Here is a 24558-nt window from a genome sequence, read left to right on the forward strand (position 1 = left end):
AGGGAATGATTGATATACCCCTGGCGGGCTCTCTCACGGCAGAGTGTAGCATATCGGTTTCGGCCGACTAAAATTTCAGGACAGTATTCCCATGAACTTCTGGCAACCGAAGATCGAGACGATGAAGAGGTCAGATCTGGAGGATCTGCAGCTGAGACGTCTGAAGGAGACGGTGAAGAGGGCCTACGATCGCGTCCCCTTCTACCACCAGAGGATGAAGGATCTGGGGGTGACGCCCTCGGATGTCGCCTCCCTGGCGGATGTGAGGATCCTCCCGGAGACGAGGAAGGGGGACCTCCGGGAGAACTACCCCTTCGGCCTCTTTGCGGTCCCGAGGGAAGAGGTGGTCCGGGTCCACGCCTCCTCCGGGACGACCGGCAAGCCGACGGTCGTCGGCTATACCGCCCGGGACATCGAGACCTGGTCGGATATGGTGGCGAGGGACCTGGTGATGGTCGGCTGCACGAAGGAAGATGTATTCCAGAACGCCGTCAACTACGGCTTCTTCACCGGGGGGCTCGGGATCCACTACGGTATCGAGCGGATGGGGGCGATGGCGGTCCCCAGCGGCACCGGGAGCACCAGGCGGCAGATCGAGATCATGATCGACTTCGGCGTCACCGCCCTCCACTGCACCCCCTCCTACGCCCTCTACCTCGCCGAGACGGTGACGGATATGGGCCTCGCCGACGACCTCTCCCTGAGGGTGGGGTGCTTCGGGGCCGAGCCCTGGTCGGACAGGGCCCGGACGGAGCTGGAGGAGATGCTGAATATAAAGGCCTACGACTCCTACGGCCTGTCGGAGATGTTCGGCCCCGGGGTCGCCTTCGAGTGCCAGGAGCAGAACGGCCTCCACATCTGGGAGGACCACTTCCTGGTGGAGATCCTCGATCCCGACGGCCTGCCCTGCGCCCCCGGCGAGCGGGGGGAGCTGGTCCTCACCTCCCTCACCAAGGAGGCGATGCCCCTCATCAGGTACCATACCGGGGACGTCACCTTCATGATGGCGGAGGAGTGCCCCTGCGGGAGGACGAGCGTCAAGCTCCACCGGTTCCTGGGGCGGGCCGACGACATGCTCGTCGTAAGAGGGATCAACGTCTTCCCCAGCCAGATCGAGGACGTCCTCCTCAAGATCCCCGAGATTGGGGACTACTTCCAGGTCGTCGTCGACAGGAAGAGGCACGGCCTCGACGAGATCTCGATCAAGGTGGAGATGAGCGATCGGGCCTTCACCGGGGAGCTTGCGGACCTCGCGCGGCTCCAGAAGAAGGTGGAGGACGAATTGAAGTCGGTGATGAAGATCAGGTCGAAGATCGAGCTGGTGGAGAAGGGGAGCCTCCCCCGGACCGAGGGGAAGTCGAAGAAGATCGTCGACCTCCGGGATCTTTAGCGCCGGCGACGGGGGCGGAGGTCCCGTCCCCCTCTACGGCCGGAGATCCGCCTTTTCTTTCGCCATCTCGGCCACCCTTTCGGCGAGCCTCTCCAAGATCCCCTTCATCCTCTCGGAGTTCTCGCAGTGGGAGCCGGTCTTGGGGTTGCAGACCGAGAGGGCGTCCATCGCCCGGTCGGCGAGCCGATCCTCGCCCATCTCCTCGAGGCTCATCAGAAGCTCCGCCATCCTCCGGTTGAAATCCCGGCACTTCTCGGCGTCGCAGATGGCGTCGCCGTGGAGCTGGCGGAGGGCCTCGACCTCTTTAAAGAGGGATTCCCAGGGAACCCTCTCGGCCTCATCGAGATCTAGGCTCATCTTCACCGATGTACTCCCCTCCCTTCACCATGATCTGCTTTGGACGTAATATTCATTCATCGGCATCTTGTATCCATAAGGTATAACCATGATCCCGATCAGCCACCTGAAAAATTCAGTAAAATATACAGCGGCCAGAGATTTTGGAGCAAAAATGAAAAAATGAGTTATGAGGCCCCAGCCTGGCGGTCTATTGGGTGAGGATCTGCCCCTTTTAGAGGAGCTCGATCGAATCGGCGAGGAGGGCTTTTGGACCTGAGATGGTACCATCGATGGCGATGCGAACGTGATCCTTTATCTCCATCGCTCCTGCAGGATGGCCTCTCCGTTTTATCTTTGTATCGGGATGAAGCCCGATGTGATACAGTCCATCGGCTGCCTCGATCGATAGCTGAAGCGGCCAGGTTTCGTACACCTCGACTACTGTTCCTTCTATCCTCATCATAGGTTCTTCCAGTTGACGAGGTTATTAAAGACATCGTCGTTGATCCGTGTAGCACCGTTGTAAGGCGACCCTCCCGTGGTATGAATGCCTATGATATGCCGCTGGCCGTCCTTATAACGCCATACAGGGCTTCCGCTCTGTCCTCCCATGGTGTCGATGCGGTAGTATAACCTTCGGCCGGTCACCGCCAAGATGTTGTTGGAATTCCACCATTGGGTACCGTAGGGCTTATCGCCGGGATAGCCTGAGCTGTTGACGTTGAGGCCGAGGAGGCTCCCCATCGAGAGGTTTGCCAGCCCCATCCAACCGACGGTGTTGCCAAGCTTCTGGTTGGCGGGGAGTATTATGACGGCGTAGTCGTAGTCGCTATCTTTGTTGTTCACCCATCCTTTGACGCTGGTGTACTGGGTAGCGTCGGCGTACCCATAGGGACAGACGCTGCTGGTTCCCGAGCTGGGACAGGATGATCCACCGTTGCGCCCTGGTATTACCCGGATCTTCCGGGCCCATCCACCGTCTGCATGGAGATAAACACAATGCCCTGCGGTGAGGACGACCCGGGGCCCGATGAAGGCTCCAGTGCCTATGTAAGCCTTGCCGTTGGGAGCGGCTATCTCCAGGTGGCAGATGGTCCGCCAAGGATAGACGGTGGTGTTGCCGACCCGAACCCTGTCGTCGGCCCCGTGGATGATCTCTATTACGTCAGGGATGGTGGGCGGCTCCACCTTGAAGCCCGAGACCTCCACAATCCCTGATACGTCTGCGGCTTCAACAATGACCTCCTCAAACCTCTCTGCTTCGGCGAGGGCCATCTCTGGGGTCATTTTATCCACTTCTGGCGCAGGGCCGAACTCAGACCCGCCCTTGACGGGGCTGTGGCCATCCTCTATCGATTCCTTCTTCGTCTCTTCTTCGACCGCGGCTTCGATCTGAAGCCATCTCTCTCTCATCTCCATGGTATTATTCACCTCTTCGTCTCAGCTGTGATCTTCAGTTCAAGAATTAATTGTTATATTTATCCTCCAGCATAGTTCTGTATTCTGAAATACTTTCTTCATCATATCCTGCTACTTCTGTGGGATTAGCCATAGATATATCTCTAAATATAGTTAAAATTTCTTCTGTTTGAATCTCACCGATAAAGCCATCTACCTTCTTATCCATCATCTTCACCGGACTAACATGTTATCTTTCTTCATATTTAAGAGTTGCCAAAAAACTTATATATATAAATAAGATGCAAAGTAAAATTTTAATTATTTTAGCTCCATATCGGAAGAAAATTTATTTAATTTATATCTCTGATTTAAGGCCAGAAAATTAAATTAGTCTTAATCGCATTTTCTATAAATGGGTGGAATATATAACCTCCGGATGGAAAAATAAAAAAATAAAACAACGTATCTGTGAAGGATGGAACTGCCACCCGGGTTCATATCGACGACCACAGACGGCGTGCCCATCTGCGGGCCATGAGCAATAGGCCCCTGGAAGAGCCGGTCTTCTGGAAAAGATCTTGGTCCTGTATGAGGTCTTCAGCCCGGGGAGGGCTTGGATTATTCCTCGGCCTCGGCGTTATCCCAGGCCCCTCGCCCGGTCGAAGGCCTCCTTCGCCGCCTCGTCCTCCCCCAGCATCTGGTGGGCCCAGCTCTTGCTGCTCCAGGCGGAGGCAAGGCCTGGATCGATCTCCAGGGCCCGGTCGAAGCACTCGAGGGCCTCGGAGTAGCGGCCGAGCCTGTTCAGGGTCGATCCCCTCCGGTTCCAGGCCTCGGCGAACTCCGGGTCGATCCTGAGGGCCTCATTGTAGCACGCCATAGCATCTTCAAACCGCAGGAGCATCTGGAGGGCGTTCCCCTTCCGGCACCACCCTGCCGCCGAGGCGGGATCGATCTCCAGGGCCCTCTCGTAGCTCCTGAGGGCCTTGTCGTACCTGCCGGTCATCATCAGCCCGTCCCCCTTCCCGGCCCAGGCGGCGGCGTTGGCGGGATCGATCTCCAGGGCCCTCTCGTAGCAGGTTATCGCCTCGGGGTACCTGCCGGAGCCGAGGAGGGAGTCGCCCCATCTCGTCCAGTCCCCGGCCGTATACAAAGTGACCTCCGGAGGTTCATCGACCGGCTCTTCGGCGGGGGGCTCCCCGGCGGCGGACTCGTTCGTCTCCTCCTCGCCCCGATCGGCGTCGACGATCCCATCCCCGGCGGCGGGGGCGAAGGGGTCGATAGCGGCCTCTTCCTCCTCCTCTTCCTTAACCTCAGCCTCCTTTGCCTCCCCCTCCTGGGAGCCGCTCCGGCTCTGGCTCAGCTCGATGATGCTGATCTGGTGCCTCTTCCTGGATTCGGGGGCTGCCGGGGCTTCAACGGTGAGATTCGATGGAGGGCTCTCTACAGTAGACCGGTTCATCGGATCGATCTCGGTCTGGTTTAGTCCTCCGTCCCCCGGGGCGCCGCCGTCCCCGGAGGGGGCAGGATCTGGCCTCAAGGCCAGATCCTGGCTTTCAGCCTCCTCCCCGGCTATCGCCTCCGTTGCCGGCCCCGATCCTGCGGCATCCTCCGCCTCCACCGGGGGCTCAATGGCGGCCTCCTCAGGGCCGGAAGGAGAGCGGTCGACGCTGGACAATCCGCCCACCTCGTAGAAGGGCCGGGACCCGTCGTAATCGTCGTAGAAGTTCCCCTCCCAGAGGTTCGTCCCCAGGTCGAAGGCGTTGCGGTTCTCGTTCTCCTGGAGGACGTTCTTCCTGACGAGGTTGCCGCTCGACCCGGCGTTGATCCATATCCCGTACTTGTTATTCCAGATGACGTTCTCCTCGATGACGCACCCTTCCGCCCCGTCGAGGTAAATGCCGTACCACCGGTTGTCGGTGATCAGGTTTCCCCGGATGGCGTTCTCCTTCGACCTCACCTCAATCCCGGCCCAGCCGAAGCCTCCGTTTTCGAGGACGAAGCCCTCGATAGTGGCGCCGTCGGCGAGGAGGGTGACGGCGCTCCCCCCTCCGGCGGCGTCGACGATCGGCCGGTCGGTGCCGTCTCCGGCGTCGCGGAGGGCGATGGGCCTGTCCACCACCAGGGTCTCGCGATAGGTGCCGTTCTGGACGGAGACGACGTCTCCGGGGCGCGCGGCGTCGATGGCCTCCTGGATGCTGGAGTGGTCGCAGCCCTCAGGGCCGACGGTGATGGTGGCCGCCTCCGCCGGGGGGAGGGCGAGGATCGCCATCATCAAGACTAATATGGATAGGGTGGTCTTCGAGGTCATGGAGCCTCCCGCCTCTGGAGGTCCTTTGTACCTCGATCTAAGAAAATCTTTTGGTGAGGGCCGGGGTTTTTGTCTCATGAAGGCAGACAACGTAATCGCCGCAATTTATGAAACGGGGGTTTCGCTCCCCCTCCACCATGGTCCTGGGGAGGGGTCTTCGACTCGGAGGTCCCTCCGGAGGGGCCCCTGGATCCGGGTTGGTGCGAGGAGGCTCGTATCCAGTCACAGATCTAATAAAAACGGAAATTATATTTATAAATGATAAAAATACCCGGCTCTATGGATATCGACTCCCTCCTGCGGATACTATATATCTTTTATTTATAAAAACCACTGAAAATCCGAGATTTTAATCAAATCTAAAAATACTACATATCGCCGTCGGGATCCGACGACCCGGATCGGGACTTAAATCCAGTAATAACCGCAATTTCTGGATAGTATGGGCGATTCTTCCTCTGAATTGAAAGGCAAATCAACTGAATTCTGTTTTATTGATTCCTATTTGATAATTATTTATCTCTGGAGGTCCAAAACGTTATCTGCGAGTCAATTTTGTCATAGAAGGGAATTAATCTCCTTTTAGAGAAAAGTACATATATCAAGAAATTATTGTTTATGTTCATATAATCTAGGGCTCTGGAGGGAGCGATCACCCATCTTATGACTCGAGTGCAACCTATAATCGGGGCTGGAGCATCATCGAGAGTGCTTGTTGATGGATATAACCCCCATAGAGCCTTTACCGCTTCAAAACACAATTTTATATATTCGGGGTGGGAAAAATATGAATATATATAGGTCCATATTATTGCTATCTCTATTAGCAGCGACCCTATTGCCATCGGTGGCAGAGGTGGATACGATAACCTTCTGCGACTCGCTGCCCCCCAAGGAAGGGGGCTGGTCAGACCGCCACATCCTCCCTCTCTTCGATCCGACCATGGGCGAGCTCCTCCGGGTCGATCTCTCCGTGGACCTGGTGGTAACGCAGGATTTTCAATTTGAGAACGAGGGTCCTGCCGGCGCGACCGTAGACGTCGACTCGGTTTTTGAGCTATCGATCACCATGCCCGACTCCAGCAACATCACCGCCGCCGCCACCAGCTCCATCAGCGAGGACCTGGCTGGCTTCGACGGCGAGGTGGACTTCTCGGGCCCCTCGGGGAGGACGATCAAAGGGCTCGCCTCCACCGGCTCAGTTGCGGAAGAGTACCTGGAGCTGGCCGCCTTCGTCGCCTCCATCCCGGACGAGACGATCAACCTCCCCGCGAGGGCTTTAGCCAATAGCAAGACCCAGCTGTCAGGAAATACCGTATCCAGGATCTCCAGCCTTGTGGGGTCAAAGGTCTGCGTCACTTATACTTATGATGCAGATGCTGGAGGTGAAGGACGATGAGACCTATGAGAAATATCCTCCTCTTCGCCACCTTAGCTCTGATCTTGGCCCCCGCCGCCCTGGCCACGGAGAGCATCACGTATTGCCAGCAGTTGACGCCCTTGAATACGAATTGGGATCGGCAGAGCGTCCTTCCGAAGTTCGACCCGAGCCTGGGAACTCTGGTCAAAGTTGAATTGAACGGTACGCTGAACTGGACCCAGCTTGTGAGGTTTGAGCACGTCGTTTCTGAGAGTGATGCCAACATCACAATCGAGCAATGGGTATATTTCGAGTTGACCATGCATGACAATACTCTCCTCACCAATGAGTGGGAGAACTATAGCGAATGGTATGTCACTAAATATGATAATGTGACAGATTATGGTGGCACTTCCGGGTTCAACTTTACAAATGTAAATCTCACGTCTACCTCGAGGAAGAACTACACCGATTGCGATGATATCAGCGAGTACATCGCCAGGTTCCCGGGGGAGACCAAGAGCTTCAGGACTAGGGCCAGGGCTACTGTAGGTGCTGACGGCTCTGGAAACTACGTACTCTCCCCCACAACATCGGCCAGCTCCATAGTCTGCGTCACCTACTACTATGACCCTCCGACCTGCATCGAGGGCTACAAGCTCGACGCGGCGAACAACCAGCCTCTGGAGGGCTGGAACATCACCCTCCAAGACTGTGACGGGAAGGTCATCGGGTGGGATATAACCAACGAGACCGGCTTCTGGAAGATCTGCGGCCTTCAGTGCTGCAACTTCTCCGTCTGCGAGATATTGAAGCCTGGATGGATCGCCGTCGATCCGGCATCCGGATGCTATTTAGATCTAAACGCCTCGGAGGGGAACCTCACAGGCTACAACTTCACGAACAAGAACCTATCCTGCATCTCGGGCTACAAGGTGATCGACTGCGAGGACGTGGACCTATCGGGCTGGAATATCACCCTCTACAACGAGACCGATGTCCTCATCGATACCACTACGACGAACGAGACAGGCTACTACCAGTTCTGTGGCCTCGATCACGGGAACTACAAAGTCTGCGAGGAGGTGAAAGATGGTTGGCAGAATCTGACCGATATCTGCATAGATGTGGACCTCGGATACGATAATGCCACCGATAAGAACTTCACCAACGTCCCGCTGTTGTGCATCGAGGGCTACAAGGTGATCGATTGCGAAGGGTTTGACCTCTCGAACTGGACGATCACCCTCACCAACTCGAGCGGCACCGTCGGAACGACCCTGACTAACGCGACCGGCTGGTACCGGTTCTGCGACCTGGTTCCGGGCAGCTACACGGTCTGCGAAACCCTCAAACCCGGTTTCACGAACGTCACGCCGACCTGTCTTGATGTGCCTTTGACCTGCGATAACGCTACGGATAAGAACTTCACCAACGTTCCGCTCCTGTGCATCGAGGGCTACAAGATCATCGACGGGTGCGAAGGAGCCGACCACTCGAACTGGACGATCACCCTCACCAACTCGAGCGGCACCGTCGGAACGACCCTGACCAACGCGACCGGATGGTACCGGTTCTGCGACCTGGTTCCCGGGAGTTACACGGTCTGCGAAACCCTCAAGCCCGGTTTCACGAACGTCAGCCCGACCTGTCTTGATGTGCCTTTGACCTGCGATAACGTTACGGATAAGAACTTCACTAACATCCCGCTCCTGTGCATCGAAGGCTACAAGATCATCCATGGTTGCGAAGGAGCCGACCACTCGAACTGGACGATCACCCTCACCAACTCGAGCGGCACCGTCGGAACGACTCTGACCAACGCCACCGGATGGTACCGGTTCTGCGACCTGGTCCCCGGCATCTACACGGTCTGCGAAACCGTCAAGCCCGGTTTCACGAACGTCACGCCGACCTGTATCGATGTGCCTTTGACCTGCGATAACGTTACGGATAAGAACTTCAGGAACGTCCCGCTCCTGTGCATCGAAGGCTACAAGATCATCGATGGTTGCGAAGGAGCCGACCACTCGAACTGGACGATCACCCTCACCAACTCGAGCGGCACCGTCGGAACGACTCTGACCAACGCTACCGGATGGTACCGGTTCTGCGACCTGGTCCCCGGCATCTACACGGTCTGCGAAACCGTCAAGCCCGGTTTCACGAACGTCACGCCGACCTGTATCGATGTGCCTTTGACCTGCGATAACGTTACGGATAAGAACTTCAGGAACGTCCCGCTCCTGTGCATCGAAGGCTACAAGATCATCGATGGGTGCGAAGGAGCCGACCACTCGAACTGGACGATCACCCTCACCAACTCGAGCGGCACCGTCGGAACGACTCTGACCAACGCGACCGGATGGTACCGTTTCTGCGACCTGGTCCCCGGCATCTACACGGTCTGCGAAACCGTCAAACCCGGTTTCACGAACGTTACACCGACCTGTCTTGATGTGCCTTTGACCTGCGATAACGTTACCGAAAAGAACTTCAGGAACGTCCCGCTCCTCTGCATCGGCGGCCACAAGATCATCGATTGTGAAGGCTCGGACCTCTCGAACTGGACGATCACCCTCTACAACGCCACGACGAACCAGCCGATCAATACGACGACGACTAACGCCACGGGCTGGTACATCTTCTGCGATCTCGTCCCCGGCGATTACGCTGTAGAGGAGACGGTCAAGCCCGGCTACGTGAACTTCAGCGCGAAGAGGGTTCCCGTGACCCTCGACTGCGACAACGTCCTGGACAAAGACTTCGAGAACGTCCCGCTCCTCTGCATCGGCGGCCACAAGATCATCGATTGTGAAGGCTCGGACCTCTCGAACTGGACGATCACCCTCTACAACGCCACGACGAACCAGCCGATCAATACGACGACGACAAACGCCACGGGCTGGTACAGCTTCTGCGGTCTCGTCCCCGGCGATTACGCTGTAGAAGAGACGATAAAACCCGGCTACGTGAACTTCAGCGCGAAGAGGGTTCCCGTGACCCTCGACTGCGACAACGTCCTGGACAAAGACTTCGAGAACGTCCCGCTCCTCTGCATCGGCGGCAATAAGACCAACGACACAGGCGCCAGGCTCCCCGGCTGGACGATCGAGGTCTACGTCAACGGCACCCAGACCAAAGTCGGCGAGAACACCACCGACTCGGAGGGTGAGTGGATCGTCTGCGACCTATTGCCTGGGACCTACGACGTCAAGGAGGTTGTCGATGCCGGTTGGACCCCCATCGACCCCGCCGACGGCTGGCATCGGGGAGTTGTCCTGGATTGTGAAAAGACGACTCTCGGGATCGACTTCGTCAACAGCAACAAGTCCTGCCTCGGCGGCAAAAAGACGAACGACACAGGCGCGAGGCTCCCTGGCTGGACGATCGAGGTCTACGTCAACGGCACCCAGACCAAAGTCGGCGAGAACGTAACCGACTCGAAGGGTGAGTGGATCGTCTGCGACCTATTGCCCGGGACCTACGACGTCAAGGAGGTTGTCGATGCCGGTTGGACCCCCATCAACCCCGCCGACGGCTGGCACCGAGGCGTCGTCCTCGGCGGCAGCGAGACGAACCTCGAGATCGACTTCGTCAACAGCAACAAGTCCTGCCTCGGCGGTAAAAAGACGAACGACACAGGCGTGACGCTTCCCGGCTGGAAGATCGAGGTCTACGTCAACGGCACCGAGACCAAGGTCGGCGAGAACACCACCGACTCGGAGGGTGAGTGGATCATCTGCGACCTGCTTCCGGGCGTATACGACGTCAAAGAGGTCCTCAAGGTCGGTTGGGAGCCGATCGATCCAGTAGACGGCTGGCACCGGGGGGTCGTCCTCAACGGCAGCGAGACGAAGCTCGAGATCGACTTCATGAACAACTTCACTTCCAGATGCATAGATGGTCACAAGTACGATTACTCCAATAAGACCCCCCTCGAAGGCTGGAACATAACCGTCACAGATAGCTCTGGCACGGTGGTTGGAAACGCCACCACCGACGATGAGGGATACTGGAAGATCTGCGGCCTCGCTTTCGGCGAAAATTACACCGTCTGCGAAGAGTTGAAGGAAGGGTGGACCTCGATAATTCCTCCCGACGGCTGCTTCTACAACGTCGTATTGGTCTCAGATCAGAACCTGACCTTGGACTTCTACAACGACCCCCGTAACCTCACCATCAAGAAGGTGGCGGACAAGTACGAGGTCCAGGAGTGCGACGAGGTCACCTACACCATCACCGTCTGCAACAACGGCGGCGTCCCCGTCAGAAACGTCACCGTCTGGGACAGGTTCGATAAAGAAGTCGAGATCCTCTCGATGACCCCCGCCCCCGGCCCCGACCGGAAGTGGCACTTTGACGAGATTCCAGCGCGGACGTGTGTGACGATCACGATAAAGATCAAGGTCCCCGAGCGGCAGGACTTCGAGTTTGGGATGGAGCAGGGCGTCCGCGGCGAGGGCTTCGTCAAGGTGGCCAACGACTACAGCACCACCTTCAAGGAATACTGCATCTGTAACTGCGCCTACGTCACCAGCGACTGGAACGAGAAGCCGCTCTCCGATTGTGTCTGTATTACAGTAGGCGCGGATATCGGAACGGAACTCCAGACCCGGGAGTACGGCTCCGGCCTCTTCGAAGCCGAGGAGCGGGTTGCGGTCTTCACGAAGAACAAGTCGATCGAGTGGGAGGAGGACGTCTCGGCGACCTACAAGCCTACCTCGATCACCCTCTACCAGAACCGCACCGTCGACTACGACTCGGCCTGGGTTAAGAAGGCGAGGGCGAAGAACTACGTCACCGGGACGACGATGACGGAGACGTACCACGACGCGACCTGGCTGGACCGGGAGTCGAGGATGTTCCTCGACAAGAACCAGTCGGTGATGGAGGTCGACAGCTCCTTCGACGGCCGGGGCCACGTGGGCTTCCTCAAGATGCCGACGAACAGGTCGTCGCCCCAGACGACGCCGCTGATCGAGGTCCGGGAGGACTACGTCGGGAGCTTCAAGGTCGTCCAGAAGATCGACGAGTACGGCAAGGGCGTCTCCTACGAGAAGGCGGCCTCCGGCGGCGGCCTGGTGGTGGGCGACCGGCGTATCGGAGGGAGCCAGAGGAGCTACGAGTCGGGGTCGGGCGCCTACGACTCCGAGGAGGTCATCGAGACCTATACGAACTACATAGCAAAAGACATCAGCCTCGTTTACGCCCCGACGACGACGAGGCTGACCGACGACGTCTGGATCAACAGCTCGATGAAGTGGAAGGAGGGTCTCTATTCGAGGGTCCCGGCCAGAAGCTACATCGGCGAGGAGTACACTGGGGTCACCGAGCTGGATAAGGAGACGGTGGCGAGGGGCTTGAACGAGATGGAGACCTCGGCCGACTTCTCGGGGCAGGCCCGGTACAGGGCGGTGTTCGCCGATCCGAACGATACGAAGAGGCCTTTCGTCGAGTTCGATGAGGTTTACGCCGGCGACTACTCGATCGAGCGGCGGGTCCTCCTAAAGGGTACGTCCAAGTACGACCGGCCCCACCTGAACGTCACCAAGACCCTGGACGGGATCGTCGAAGAGAAGGACAAGTGCGACGGCGACAACTGCAGCAAGACGAAGTACATAGCGACCTACACCATCCGGATTGAGAACGACGGGAACAGGGCGTTTATACCTGTCAACGTCCAGGACCTCTTCCCGCCGGGGGCGGTCTTCCTCGAGTCGTCTTTGAGGCCGACGGAGCTGACGGATAGTTACGCCAACTGGAACCTGACGCACCTATCGATAGGTGACGTCGCGGTGATAACCCTGAAGCTCGACGTTGCCAAGTACTATCCGTCGGAGCTGGTGAACAGGGTCGAGGTCTGCGGCGAGTACGATGGCGAGTGGATCTGCTTTGCTAACTCCAGCGCCCTGGAGGTGAACTGGCTTACATGTTGTTTGAACGAGACGGTCTCGGTGGTTAAGAGCTGCGAGGTCGACGGTGCTGACGGGATGGTGGTCCTGTACCGGATCGATATCGAGAACCACGACGACGTCACCCGGGTGGCGAGGGTCACAGACCATCTGCCCGAGGGGATGACGTTCCTCGACTCTTCGACACCGGTCGCCTCTTACGATGGGGTCGAGGTCGTCTGGAACCTGATCGATATCGGGCCGTTCGAGACGAGGACGATCGAGCTCTCGGCCCGGGCTTCGGCCCCCGGCCGGTACACCAACGTCGTCATCGTTGACCCAAGGTCCGTCGACGGGCCCGTCGTCCAGCCGGTGACCGCCTCTTGCGTCGTCGAGGTCGGATCCCTCGAGGAGTGCGGACCCACCTCCTGCGAGATCTGGAGCCCGCCGAACTGGGACCTCCAGCACATCGGATACGAGCCGGCCGAGGTCGCCTCCGAGGGTCTGGCCTGCGCCGGCTCCGATGGGAGGGGGTCGTGCCCTGCGCCGTGAGGGGGCGCTAGGTCCCGACTATTTTTCCATCCACCCCAGAACCATTTGGGGCGAATTTGGCCCCCTTCCCCCTCTTTTCCGGGAGATTTGACAAGCCCCTTCGGCCCGGGATGATCTGGGCATGGAAGATGGAGCATATCGGTGGAGTTGGTTCCCGCAGGACCCCGCGATCGGGGGATCTTGAAGACGGGGTGGCTGGGAGGTTGGAAGAAAAATAGATGGGGGAAGATATGGGCTGTTAAAGCCGTCTCCCCTTCAGCAGTCCACTCCGCCGCAGGGACATCTCCCCTCCTCAGCGGTCGGATTCTCGTGGAACTTCAGCTCCCTCAGCACCTCGAAATCCCCCGAAAACCTTTCTCGTCTCTTGATATCCTTGTAGAAGATCTTGTGGAGTCTCGAATCTGTCCCCCACATCCCTTCAAAGCTGTTTTGGGTATTCGATCCCACCGTCCGCCTGATGGTGGAGTTGCTCGTCGTCCCCAGAAAGACCGTCTGGTCGGCCTCCATTCGTCGGACGCTGAAGTTCTCGTGGATATCGGCGCCGATCCCCCCGTAACGTTCTATGGATCTGATCGACCTGCTGCCGACGAGAGGGGTCTCGCCCTCGTAGACGACCTTCGTATTATCGAAGAAGTTGAGCCTCTGCATGGTGGTTCCATTGGGGTCGCTGCAGTTCGGTATTGGCCTTCTGAGCTTGTTGGGCTCCTGTGAATAGACCTGGGCCGACTCGAGGCCTATATCCCCTTCCCCGAAGATCTTGTTCTGATAGTCCATCGCCAGCTTCTTGTCCAGGACCGAGGTCTTGACGTCTAGATACCCCGATCCGGTGACCAGCTGACTCTCGCAGAACTGCTCGTACTGGCGTGGCTCGTCGTGGAGGGCGCGGTAGTTTCCGGAGTTGAGGTCCTTTATCGACCTATCGGTTATGGTGACCTTGGCGGGCCTCCGGGATGAGATCCAGCCGATCTCTCCCCTGGGCGGGCGCTCGGATATGTAGTAGGTGCCGGCGGACAGGTTGCAGATCTTCCAATACCCGTGGATGTTGGTGGCCGTCCACCAGGTGGTGGACTCCCCATCAACGGTGATCGTCCAGCCGCTGAGATCCCCCTCCTCGGGATCTCGCTCTCCGTTCTGGTTCTTATCCCAGTACTTGCGGCCCGATAGGCAAAATTTTGGTGGCTCCGTGCTCACCCGGTCTTCTTTGTCATCGGTTCGAGGAGGCGTCTGGCGTACCATCCATCGGCCGCCATCGTCGGTCCGCCCTGGAGAGGGCGCCTCCTCCTCTTGAGATAGGACGCTTTCATCCGCCGGCAAAGGCTCCGAAGGAGACTTGCCGGCCGGCTTCTCGCAAACGACCTCCTCATCGGCGATACCGGTGGCTGCATGGATCAGCAGGATGAGGAACGCAATGGTGAGCCTATGAGTTAGAGCTGAGCTGCTACTCCCTTTCATATGAGATATCTCTCCCCCCTTCGACTGAAGCTTCCAGGGCTCCCCTTCTGGCTCCAGGCCCGCCCTTCTCGAGCTGGAGACGATCGGTTCTCTTAAGTTGAGCCCTGAAGCTTCATCTGTACATGCCTTTTAAAGAGATCTCTTCTACCCTTCGGTATATACCCTTTTATATCCCCCCACAAAGTACTTAACATTTTCTGGAGGACCCCCCCCCGGGGCGGAGGATCTCGTACTCCGTCACCCCGAAGCTCAGCCCCCCCCTCGAAGATTGATCCCCTCGGCTCTGGATCCCGCCGACGATCTCGTCGGTATAGTCTCCTCCTCCCCCCGGCGGAACGATGAGATGTGACCTCCTTCCCCCTCTAAAAATCGAAGATCGACCTCTGCTCCTCGCCCCTCTTCTTCCCCATCCTCTCCCCTCTCACCCCCTCCTCCCCGGAGGCCCGGAGGGCGATCGTCCCGTACTTTCCACCTCCTCCTGGCTCCACCACCACCTCTCCGGACCTGAAGGCGGAGATGGCTTCCACCACCCTCTCCTCCCCAGCAAGCTCTGAGAGGTCGGCCTCCAGAAGAACCTCGATCTCGCTTCCTCCCCGGATCAGCTCCTCCCAGGTTCTCTGGACCCTCGCCGAATGGACGCTCTTCACCCCCAGGGCCATGGCGATGATCTCGGCGAGGGGAATCAGATGCACGTAGGGAGGGCGGTGGTCGGGATGGACCGGCTCGGGAAAGTCGGCGAGCATCTCGACCCTATCCCTCACCCCCAGCTTTATCAGCCCACCGCACTCGCACCTCCCCCTCCTCTCGGCCATCTCCCCGGGGGAGTAATGCCGATAGCATCGAGTGCAAGCGGTCCTGTTATACTTTCCCTCTTCGGGGGGAAAGCCGACGTTGAGGGTGGGTCGGAGCCCCTCCTCCCGCCCGATCGCCCTCCTCAGGTCCTCGAAGGAGAGGTCCTTCATCTCCATCTGGTTGAACTCCCTTCCGAGCTTATCCGGCCACGGCGAGTGGGCGTCGGAGTTGGTGAGGAAGGTCATCACCCTCAGCTCGGCTATCCGGTCGGCGTAGTCGGAGTCGGCGCTCAGCCCCAGCTCGACGTACTTTATCCGATCGGATTGGTCCTGGTAGCATTCTGCGAGGGAGGGATAGTGGGCGTACATACCGGTCCAGGGGGTGAAGGCGTGGCTCGGACCGATGAGGCAGCCGGCCTCCAGGGCGGCGTCGGCTATCTCCGGGGGGGTCATGGGGAGGGTGGGCCTCCCGTCGGATTCAAGGTTCCCGCCCCGGCACGAGAAGGCCTCCGCCAGCTCCAAGGCCTTGGAGAGGTCGGGGACGATGATGAGGTGGTGGACCTTCGCCGAGTCCTCCACCTCCGCGGTGAGGACGAAGGCCGTCCCTCCGAGCCGAAAGAGCCCTCCCTCTTCGGGGAGCTCCCTCACCTCCGCCATCCACCCAGGATGGAGGCAATCCCCGGTGGCCACGACCCCGATCCCCTTCTTCGCCGCCTCCCTCCCGATGGTGGGAAGGTCCATATTGCCGGAGGTGGCGGCGGAGTACCGGGAGTGGATGTGGAGATCGAGGTTGATCTTCATCGTCCTTCAGATCGAACGGCCCAGGATAAACCATTTATCCCCAAAAGAGAAGGTGCATCTGTTGACTAGAAACCATAGAGCCGTCCTGGAGAGGTTCGCCCGGGGCGAGATCTCCTTGGATGAGGCCATCCGGGAGGTGAACCTCCTCTCCTATCGGGAGGTGGGAGAGATGGCGAAGCTCGATCCCCGCCGGGTAGACAGAATCGGGGTTCCAGAGGCGATCCTGGCGGAGGGGAAGGGCCCCTCAGACCTGGTGGCGATAGCCCTCTCCTTCCTGGAGGCTTCGAGGGCGGTCCTCATCACCAGGGTATCCCCCGACCAGCTCGCGGCCCTGAGGGAGGCCCCCCTCCCCGCCGGCGCGGAGCTCCGGGTGGAGGCGAGGGCGAAGGCGGCGGTGATCTCGAAGGGTTGGCCTCCTGAGCCCTCGGGGGGGAAGGTGGGGGTACTCTCCGCGGGGACCGCTGACATCCCCGTCGCCGAGGAGGCGAGGGTTACCGCCGAGATGATGGGCTGCAAGACAGCGGTCGAGTACGATGTGGGGGTTGCGGGGATCCACAGGCTCTTCCCGTCCCTGGAGAAGATGCATGATATGGACGCCCTGGTGGTGGCCGCAGGCCGGGAGGGGACCCTCCCCGCGGTGGTGGCGGGGCTGATGGAGGCTCCCGTGGTGGGTCTCCCCGTCTCTACGGGGTACGGCGCCGGCGGCGGGGGCGAGGCCGCCCTCCTATCGATGCTCCAGTCCTGTTCTGTGATGGTCGTGGTCAACATCGACGCCGGGTTTGTGGCTGGCGCTTTTGCGGCAAAGATCGCGAAGATGGCGGCGAAATGTAGAAATATGTAATGGAAGTTTTGAATTATTGGCCGGAAAACTATTTATATGATAAGACAGAGGTATAAACACGAGCGGGTAAACTAATTTTTCACTAACCCCCACTCCCCTACCCGCTCACACCTACTTATGTCTCGATGCTTCTATGGTGGTTGGATGGGGCCGTTGGTTCTCCATATTGTGTTATTTATCAATTCGGATTGATAGAATAGTCAGCGACCGATATCTTATGAATAATATTGCTATTAAGAATTAATCTCCGCCTCCGGCGATGATCTCTCTCGAGGGGGGGAGATCCCCTCAACCCCCCTTCCCTGGGTCGGCGGGGGCGGGCACCGGCTTCTCCACCGCCCGGTCCTCCTCTCTGCCGACGACGGAGACCTCTATCTTCATCCCGCTCTGGCGGCAGTACTCCTCGATCCGCCGCCTCGCGTGCTCCACCATCCCGCCGTTGGTGAGGATGAGGACCGCCTCTCCGCAGAGGGCCCGGAGGACCGTCCTGTCTATGACGTTCGATCCTATATCTGGAACGATGCCCCTATCCTCGGCGAAGGCCCTGCTCTTCGTCCCCATAACCCCCACGAGGTCTATCCTGGCGCCATCGAGGAGGCTGGAGAGGTCTTCGGGGTCCCCTACCTGGGTGTCGTATATGACCACCCGGCCGATCCTTGTCGGCCTCTCTAGGGGCTCCACCACGGCTCTCCCGTCCTCGAGATGGATCACCCTCATATCACCGGGCCTCTCCCCCCCCGATCTTCCGCTTCCCGTCCCGTCGGGAGAGACGGTCTCGCCCACCTTGGTCCCGGGAGGGACCCTCATCCAGCGCAGGTTCGGCGGGCTGAGGTGGCCGACGAGCTCCGGGACCGTCCTCGGCCTCTTTCCGGAGGCAGCAAGGTCCCTCTTCGAGATCTCGTCGTAGACCTCCAGGATGAGGGGCTGCCGGAGCCTCGATCCGGAGAGGAGCCTCAGATCTCCGAAGATATCCTCGGGCCGCCCCTCGTCCACCACCCTCCCGTCGGCGAGGAGGTAGATCCGATCGGACCAGCGGTAGGCGAGGTCGACGTCGTGGGTGGATATGATGATCGTCGTCCCCCTCTGGTTCAGCTCCTCCAGAAGCTCCATCACCTCCTCCGACCCCGCCGGGTCGAGGTTGGAGAGGGGCTCGTCGAGGATCATCACCTCCGGCTCCATGGCCATCACCCCGGCTATCGCCGCCCTCTTCTTCTGGCCGCCGCTGAGGTGGTGGGGGGGGCGCCCCTTCAGCCCCTCGATCCCCACCCCCTCGAGGGCCGTATCCACCCTCCTCTCCACCTCCTCCTTCGGGAGGCCGAGGTTTGCGGGGCCGAAGGCGACGTCCTGGCGGACGGTGGGGGCGAAGAGCTGGTCGTCGGAGTTCTGGAAAACGATCCCCACCCTCCTCCTCGTCTCCCGGAGGGATCGGGGGTCGTACTGGAGGGGCCTGTCGCGGAGGAGGACCTCTCCCGCCGAGGGGCGGAGGGTCCCGTTGAAGAGGAGGAAGAGGGTGGACTTTCCCGAGCCGTTCGGCCCGACGAAGGAGATCCTCTCCCCCTCCTCGATCCTGAGGTTGATCCCCCGGATCGCGGGGTTTCCGTCGGGATAGGCGTATCGGAGGCCTCTCGTCTCCAGAAGGGTCGCCGTCATCGGAAGCCTCAGATCAGGGCGGTTCCCCGGGTGAGGTAGGCGAGGGCTGCTATGGCGGCGACGTACCCGCAGGCCCCCAGGAGCTCCTGCGCCTTCACCGGCCTCTTCTCCTCGAAGAGGGAGAGCCTCCCGTCGTAGCACCTCGCGTCCATGGCGGTGCAGAGCCGCTCCCCCTGCTCCCAGGACCGGATGAAGAGGGTCCCCGCCATCATCGAGAAGGAGCGGATCGACCGGAGAAAGCCGTCGTAGCCGAGCCTCATCGCCTGGGCGTGGGTCATGCTGATCGCCACCTCCAGGAGGACGAAGATGTACCTGTAGATCATCATCGAGAGCTCGACGAGGGAGTCGGGGATCCTGAGGCCCTTCAGGAGGGCGAAGAGCTCCACCATGGGGGTCGTCAGAGCGAGGAAGAATAGGCAGCTCGTCCCGCTGACCGTCCTGGATAAGACGAGGAGGGAGAGCTCCGCCCCCTCGACCGTCGCCCCGAGGCTCTGGCCCAGAAGGCTGAAGGAGAAGATCTCCGGGCCGGACCCGAAGAAGAGGAGGATGACGGCGGTCCCGAAGAGGGCGAAGGCCAGGGGCGGAGCCAAGAGCTTCGCGTAGAAGCCGGCCGGGACCTCTCCGAGCCGGATAGAAGCGAAGCTCATGGTGAGGGCGATGAAGAGGGGGGCGACCGGGGAGGTGGAGGAGATCCCCACCAGGAGGGCCGCCGCCACTATGGCGAGCTTCAGCCTGCTGTTCTTATGTCGCAGAGGGCTCTTGAGAGCGTAGTCGTCCAGGATCGATGGGTGCAAAGGAGATACCTCATGCCGACCGTCTTCCCCGGTAGTAGCCGAAGAAGTACCCGATGACGATAGCCCCCAGAGCCGCCTGGAGGCTGAAGAGGAGGCTCTCTATCTCGCCGCTCGGCGGCTCCCATAGGGGCTGAAACCAGGGCTCATAAGCTCCCCCGGTCAGCTCTGCGATGACACCTTCCGCCTCGCCGTCGGCCCCGCCCCACTCGGCTCCGGTGTTGGAGGCGGATACGTAGAGGAAGAGGGCAAAGAAGAGGATGACGGCAAAGCCCGCTATCATCTCACCCCTCATGCCGGGATCGCCCCCTTCAGCTCTCCCAGCCTCTTCTCGTCGATGACCCTCAGCCTCACCATGACGTCGCCTTTCACCTGGATTATGTACTTGAAGATCAGGGCGATCACCACCCCCTCGAGGATGGCGAGAGGGATCTGAGTTACGGCGAAGATCGCCCCGAAGGCGTAGAAGGACCCCACCACCCCTCCGGTCGCCGAGGGGAAGGCGAGGGCGAGCTGGAGGGAGGTGACGATGTAAGTGGCCAGGTCCGCCACGGTGACCGCAAGGAAGATCGAGATGTAGAAGTTCAGCTTCAGCTTCCCGGCGGATCTGTAGATGAGATAGGCGACGGCGGGGCCTGCGATCCCCATGGAGAAGAGGTTAGCCCCCAGGGTGGTGAGCCCGCCGTGGGCGAGGAAGAGGGCCTGGTAGACGAGGACCACGAGGCATAGGACTGCGGTGATCGCCGGGCCGAAGAGGATCGCCCCCATCCCGGCCCCGGTGGGGTGGGAGCAGGAGCCGGTCACTGAGGGGAGCTTGAGGGAGGAGAGGACGAAGATGAAGGCCCCGGCGAGGGCCAGGAGGGGGAGGGTCTCCCTCCTCTCCTTGACCAGCTGGTTCATCCTGTAAATTCCGTAGACTACGACGGGGAGGGAGAGGGCGTACCACGCCTCCCACCAGGGATGGGGGAGGAAACCTTCCATGATGTGCAAAATATCACTTCCTCTTCGATGATCGGGTCTTCCTCCTGGAGGTGGGCATCATGGCATATAAAGTTTGCTTGAGATGGGATCAATTAACTTTATTTGCGGCCGTAAAGGTCGACGGCGACCCTCCCGGAGAGCTCTACCCACCCATCTCGGTACCGGGCGGCGAGGGCCATCGCCTCGACGCCCCCGGCCGCCGCCTCCCGGAGGGCGGCCCCGAAGGCGGGGTCGGTCTCGTCGTTGGGCCTCAAGGCCGGAGCGCCGCCCCTCATGACGACGAAGACGATGGCGGCCCGGCAGCCCTCCCGGACCGCTCCTGCCAGCTCCTGAAGGTGGCGGCGCCCTCGCTCGGTGGGGGCGTCGGGGAAGAGGGCGACCCCATCCCGGACGAGGGTGCAGCTCTTCGCCTCCAGGAGGCAGGGCCTCTCGCCCGCGAGGAGGAAGTCGAGCCTGCTCTTCCCCCGGGCCGGCTCGGACCTCACCAGCTCATACCCCTCAAACTCCAGGAGCTCCCCGGAGGAGAGGGCGACCCCCAGGATCTGGTTTGCAACCCTCGAGTCGACGACTACGGTCTACCCATCGGCGACGGCGGCGAAGACGTCGAACTTCGTCTTCCGCCCCGGATCTTTTGCCGGCCGGAGGAGGATCTCCGCCCCCGGGACGAGGAGCTCCCGGAGCCTGCCGGGGTTTGGGAGGTGGCAGCTCTGCTCCTCTCCATCCGCCGGACCCTCTGCCACCTCCGCCGTCACCGAGAACCGGCTCGTCCTGGAGAGGAACCTCCCCCGGACCATCTCCCCCTCGATCTTCATTCGGGCCATCTCTTTCGCTCTGCGCCGCGAGCCCTTAAATATGGTAGAGCTCCCCTATCCCCCCATTGAACCGAGCATTCACCGTCACCGAGCTGAACCAGAGGATCCGGGACCGGCTGACCGGCGACCTGAGGCTATGTGATCTCTGGGCCCGGGGGGAGCTCTCCAACGTCGTCAACCACCGCTCCGGCCACCGATACTTCACCCTCAAGGACGGAGAGTCTCAGATCCCTTGCGTCCTCTTCCGGGGGAACGCCTCCCGCCTCGACTTCGACCTCGCCGACGGCCAGAACGTCCTCGTCTTTGGGGACGTGGAGTTCTACCGCCCCCAGGGAAGGGTCCAGATCCTGGTGAAGGCGGCGAGGCTCGACGTCGGCCTCGGCGAGAAGCACCGGGAGCTGGAGCGTTTGAAGGAACGGCTAGCCGCCGAGGGGCTCTTCGACGCCGAAAGGAAGAGGCCGATCCCCGCCCATCCCGCCTGCATCGGGGTCGTCACCTCCCCCGACGGAGCCGCCCTGAGGGACGTCCTGAGGGTCCTCGGCGCCTGCCCCGCGCGGATCGTCATATCCCCGGCGGTGGTCCAGGGGGACTCTGCCCCCGCGTCGATAGCCTCGGCGATATCCGCCCTCCAGGGGATCGCCGACGTCATCATCGTCGGCAGGGGCGGGGGCTCGGCGGAGGACCTCTCCCCCTTCAACTCGGAGTTGGTGGCGAGGGCGATATATCAGTCGGCCCCGCCGGTCGTCTCCGCCGTAGGCCACGAGACGGACGTGACGGTGGCCGACTTCGTCGCGGACCTCCGGGCCCCCACCCCCTCGGCGGCGGCGGAGATGGTGAGGCCGGACCTCGAGAGGCTCCGGGAGGCTCTGGCGGGGGCGGAGGCGAGGATGGTCCGGTCCCTGGCGGCGAGCCTGGAGCGGAGGCGGGCGAGGTACCTCGCCTTCGGCCGCCTCCTCGCCGGTCGCAGGATGATGGCTATAGTCTCGGAGGAGCGGCAGAGCCTCGACCGGATGACCGACCGGCTCGTCTCGGCGGAGGATCGGCGGATGGAGCTCTTCGCCGGAAGGCTGGAGGTGGCCGCAGGAAAGCTCGACTCCCTCTCCCCCCTATCGACCCTCCGGAGGGGCTACTCTATCGCCCTCGCCGATTCAGGGGTCATAAGGCGCGCCTCGGATCTCGCTCCGGGCGAGCTCTTCGAGCTCGTCTTCGCCGAGGGGAGGCTCCTCTGCCGGTCGGTGAAGGTGATGGCGGATAGGAGTTGATGGGTTTGAAGGATGCGGTATTGACCGATTTGAACGCCCCGGAGGATCTCAGCCTCGAGGCGTCTCTGGCGGAGCTGGAGGGGATCGTCCGGTCCCTGGAGGAGGGGGAGCTGACCCTGGAGGAGAGCCTGAAGGCCTTCGAGCGGGGGGTCTCCCTCATCAGGAGGTGTAACTCCCTCCTGGACGGGGCGGAGCAGAGGATAGAGATCCTCGTGGGGGAGCTCCCCGAGGACCTGGCGAGGTGACCTGCCATGGGTGAAGCCGAACTTTGTCGGTCCTTCACTCGGCGGACGAGAGCCCTCCTGGAGGCGGGGGCGGAGGCGAGGATCGTCCTCTTCGGCGACTCCATCACCGCCGGATTTGCCGTCCGGAGGGGCTTCGACCATTTCTGGCTATCGATGCTGAAGGAGAAGTACCCGAGGGCCGGGATCGCCATGCAGAACCAGGGGGCGTGCGGAGCCACGAGCTTCGACGGCCTCGCCCGCCTCGACTGGTCGGTCGTCGCTCACAACCCGGACCTCGTCACCGTCAACTTCGGGATCAACGACATGTATATGGGGATCCGGCTCGGCGAGTTCAAGGGCAACCTCATCGAGATCGTCGAGAGGATCCTGGAGGGTCCTGGCTCAGGATCGGGCCCCGAGCTTCTCCTCCTCAGCTCCGAGCCCCTGATGACGCCAAAGTTCGATAGGATCGTCCTCAGCTACTATCAGGTCTTAGAGGACGTCGCCGAGGAGATGGGGGTCGGCTTCGTCGACGTTTACGGGGCGTGGATGCGGCGGGTCGGCGAGGGCGTTCCTTTAGACAGCCTGATCCTCCCCGGGCTCGACCACCCGAATGAGCTGGGGTACAGAATCATCGCCGAGGAGCTGATGCGCTTCTTTTAGCTCCTGCGGCGACAGAAAGCCCTATTCGCCCTCCTCTTCCTCCTCCTCCTTATAGAGCCCATCAAGCCCCAGTCAAGCCCCCGGCTTCGCCCCGCCTTTCACCTTTTCCCCTCCATCGAGTCGACGAAGGCGTTCCACCTTTTGACGTCCTCCACCTTCTTCTTCGCCACCTCCCGGCCCAGGTCGGTCCTGTGCTCCCTCTTCGTCAGGATCTCCCGCAGGTCCAAAAGGGTCCTGATGACGGCAGCCGTCTCCTCGTAGATCCGGTGCGCCTCCTCCCGGGTCAGCCGCGCCTCTTTCAGCATCTCCTCGTCGGCTGCCTCCTTCGCCTTCAGGACGCGGATCAGCTCCCTCACCTCCATCTCCTCCTTCTCCGATAGCTCCGAGAGGTGGATCAGCCTCCATACGAGGTGGCGGAGGTCGACGGTCCCCGTGGCGGGGTGGACCTCGGGCGGGAGGTCGGCGGGGGCGATCCGGTCTCTTGCCATCTCCTCCTTCAGGAGGTCGGGGTCGATCTCGAGCCTCTCGGGGTCCTGGACCCCGAGCCAGACGAGGGTCCGGTGGAGGTTGGCGAGGAGCTGGCCTCTCTCTCGGTCGGTGAGGAGGTCGGCAGGGGCGGGGGATTCGGGGTCGGGGTTGGAGGGATTTGGGGGCATGGTCATTATATTCTGCTTTCCTCATCATTTAACGTATCGGCGTTTTTTACTATCTGCCAATCGGGCGGTCCCATTTAGAGTATATGCGAATTTGTTTTGGAAAGTTTTATCAGCGTTTGGACCAATCGTACAAGACTGCCGAGCTGGCGCTGCAGGAGGGGAAATGAACTGAAAAATAAATGTTCGGATCTGGGACCAAATGCCATCGTCGAAGGGCCCATCTTCCCCGAGCCGATCGAGATAAGCATGACGGTGTCCATGGGGGAGTCCGTCAAGATAATCGGCAAAGGGCTTAAGACCGGCCGGTTTTATGATCCGGTTCTGTCTTCAGAACAGCTGAAGACTCTCAGAAATATCGGATCAAATATGGAATCCTTCGACGGGGACGCC

Annotated in this window: 20 protein-coding genes and 1 pseudogene; 7 read left to right on the top strand and 14 right to left on the bottom strand. The window is 60.5% G+C overall.

Going from position 1 to position 24558, the window contains the following annotated elements; translation table 11 throughout:
• Positions 1-91 precede the first annotated feature (91 nt).
• The gene (locus MHAR_RS03300; RefSeq protein ID WP_014586201.1) at positions 92-1390 is read left to right on the top strand and encodes a phenylacetate--CoA ligase family protein; all 1299 of its coding nucleotides are present in this window, start codon (positions 92-94) and stop codon (positions 1388-1390) included.
• Positions 1391-1423: 33 nt separating this feature from the next.
• Here the strand turns inward: MHAR_RS03300 and MHAR_RS03305 are convergent, their stop codons facing one another.
• From MHAR_RS03305 to MHAR_RS12375, 5 genes are all read right to left on the bottom strand, one after another.
• The gene (locus MHAR_RS03305; protein WP_048144793.1) at positions 1424-1747 is read right to left on the bottom strand and encodes a hypothetical protein; all 324 of its coding nucleotides are present in this window, start codon (positions 1745-1747) and stop codon (positions 1424-1426) included.
• A 214-nt stretch (positions 1748-1961) separates the two neighbouring features.
• Positions 1962-2192: a hypothetical protein gene (locus MHAR_RS03310; RefSeq protein ID WP_143763256.1), complete on the bottom strand. Its 231-nt coding sequence runs from the start codon at positions 2190-2192 to the stop codon at positions 1962-1964.
• Complete coding sequence (locus MHAR_RS03315; RefSeq protein WP_014586203.1) at positions 2189-3148, bottom strand: trypsin-like serine peptidase; 960 nt, start codon at positions 3146-3148, stop codon at positions 2189-2191. The genes MHAR_RS03310 and MHAR_RS03315 overlap by 4 nt, the downstream gene beginning before the upstream one ends.
• A gap of 46 nt (positions 3149-3194) precedes the next feature.
• Positions 3195-3365, bottom strand: coding sequence for a hypothetical protein (locus MHAR_RS13600; protein ID WP_187287846.1), 171 nt, complete (start codon positions 3363-3365; stop codon positions 3195-3197).
• A gap of 402 nt (positions 3366-3767) precedes the next feature.
• Positions 3768-5438: a tetratricopeptide repeat protein gene (locus MHAR_RS12375; RefSeq protein ID WP_014586204.1), complete on the bottom strand. Its 1671-nt coding sequence runs from the start codon at positions 5436-5438 to the stop codon at positions 3768-3770.
• Positions 5439-6285: 847 nt separating this feature from the next.
• Here MHAR_RS12375 and MHAR_RS03325 point away from each other — a divergent pair.
• The gene (locus MHAR_RS03325; protein WP_187287847.1) at positions 6286-6837 is read left to right on the top strand and encodes a choice-of-anchor E domain-containing protein; all 552 of its coding nucleotides are present in this window, start codon (positions 6286-6288) and stop codon (positions 6835-6837) included.
• Positions 6834-13244 (top strand): SpaA isopeptide-forming pilin-related protein, encoded by a 6411-nt coding sequence (locus MHAR_RS03335; RefSeq protein WP_014586206.1) that lies wholly within the window; start codon positions 6834-6836, stop codon positions 13242-13244. Before MHAR_RS03325 ends, MHAR_RS03335 begins: the two co-directional genes overlap by 4 nt.
• 255 nt (positions 13245-13499) lie before the next feature.
• Here MHAR_RS03335 and MHAR_RS03340 read toward each other — a convergent pair whose 3' ends face one another.
• Complete coding sequence (locus MHAR_RS03340) at positions 13500-14696, bottom strand: hypothetical protein (protein WP_143763259.1); 1197 nt, start codon at positions 14694-14696, stop codon at positions 13500-13502.
• A 362-nt stretch (positions 14697-15058) separates the two neighbouring features.
• Positions 15059-16288 (bottom strand): TIGR00375 family protein, encoded by a 1230-nt coding sequence (locus MHAR_RS03345; RefSeq protein WP_014586208.1) that lies wholly within the window; start codon positions 16286-16288, stop codon positions 15059-15061.
• Between MHAR_RS03345 and larB the strand changes: the two genes are divergently transcribed.
• Complete coding sequence (gene larB / locus MHAR_RS03350) at positions 16278-17129, top strand: nickel pincer cofactor biosynthesis protein LarB (protein ID WP_014586209.1); 852 nt, start codon at positions 16278-16280, stop codon at positions 17127-17129. The genes MHAR_RS03345 and larB overlap by 11 nt on opposite strands.
• A gap of 288 nt (positions 17130-17417) precedes the next feature.
• Here larB and MHAR_RS03355 read toward each other — a convergent pair whose 3' ends face one another.
• The 6 genes and pseudogenes from MHAR_RS03355 to MHAR_RS12385 form a co-directional block, all read right to left on the bottom strand.
• Positions 17418-18779, bottom strand: coding sequence for an energy-coupling factor ABC transporter ATP-binding protein (locus MHAR_RS03355; protein ID WP_014586210.1), 1362 nt, complete (start codon positions 18777-18779; stop codon positions 17418-17420).
• 8 nt (positions 18780-18787) lie between these two features.
• Positions 18788-19573 (bottom strand): cobalt ECF transporter T component CbiQ, encoded by a 786-nt coding sequence (gene cbiQ / locus MHAR_RS03360; RefSeq protein WP_014586211.1) that lies wholly within the window; start codon positions 19571-19573, stop codon positions 18788-18790.
• A gap of 10 nt (positions 19574-19583) precedes the next feature.
• Entirely contained in the window at positions 19584-19865 is a 282-nt protein-coding gene (locus MHAR_RS03365) for an energy-coupling factor ABC transporter substrate-binding protein (RefSeq protein ID WP_014586212.1), read from the bottom strand.
• Complete coding sequence (locus MHAR_RS03370; RefSeq protein WP_048144315.1) at positions 19862-20560, bottom strand: energy-coupling factor ABC transporter permease; 699 nt, start codon at positions 20558-20560, stop codon at positions 19862-19864. The genes MHAR_RS03365 and MHAR_RS03370 overlap by 4 nt, the downstream gene beginning before the upstream one ends.
• 89 nt (positions 20561-20649) lie before the next feature.
• Positions 20650-21111 (bottom strand): annotated as a pseudogene (locus MHAR_RS12380) (DNA/RNA nuclease SfsA); the annotation flags it as partial.
• Positions 21112-21126: 15 nt separating this feature from the next.
• Complete coding sequence (locus MHAR_RS12385; protein WP_081472256.1) at positions 21127-21372, bottom strand: hypothetical protein; 246 nt, start codon at positions 21370-21372, stop codon at positions 21127-21129.
• A 56-nt stretch (positions 21373-21428) separates the two neighbouring features.
• Between MHAR_RS12385 and xseA the strand changes: the two genes are divergently transcribed.
• The 3 genes from xseA to MHAR_RS03390 are packed head-to-tail and all read left to right on the top strand — an operon-like array spanning position 21429 to position 23512.
• On the top strand, positions 21429-22625 hold the full coding sequence (xseA, locus tag MHAR_RS03380) for an exodeoxyribonuclease VII large subunit (RefSeq protein WP_014586216.1): 1197 nt from the start codon (positions 21429-21431) through the stop codon (positions 22623-22625).
• Positions 22625-22870 carry an exodeoxyribonuclease VII small subunit gene (locus MHAR_RS03385; protein WP_014586217.1) on the top strand — a complete coding sequence of 82 codons (246 nt, stop codon included), beginning with the start codon at positions 22625-22627 and terminating at the stop codon, positions 22868-22870. Before xseA ends, MHAR_RS03385 begins: the two co-directional genes overlap by 1 nt.
• Positions 22871-22876: 6 nt before the next feature.
• On the top strand, positions 22877-23512 hold the full coding sequence (locus MHAR_RS03390) for an SGNH/GDSL hydrolase family protein (protein WP_014586218.1): 636 nt from the start codon (positions 22877-22879) through the stop codon (positions 23510-23512).
• Between the two features lie 98 nt (positions 23513-23610).
• On the opposite strand, the gene MHAR_RS03395 is transcribed toward MHAR_RS03390, so the two are convergent.
• Positions 23611-24168, bottom strand: a complete 558-nt coding sequence (locus tag MHAR_RS03395; protein WP_014586219.1) for a DUF5788 family protein — start codon at positions 24166-24168, stop codon at positions 23611-23613.
• Between the last annotated feature and the right edge of the window lie 390 nt (positions 24169-24558).

This window comes from Methanothrix harundinacea 6Ac, from assembly GCF_000235565.1.
Taxonomy (GTDB): Archaea; Halobacteriota; Methanosarcinia; order Methanotrichales; family Methanotrichaceae; genus Methanocrinis; species Methanocrinis harundinaceus.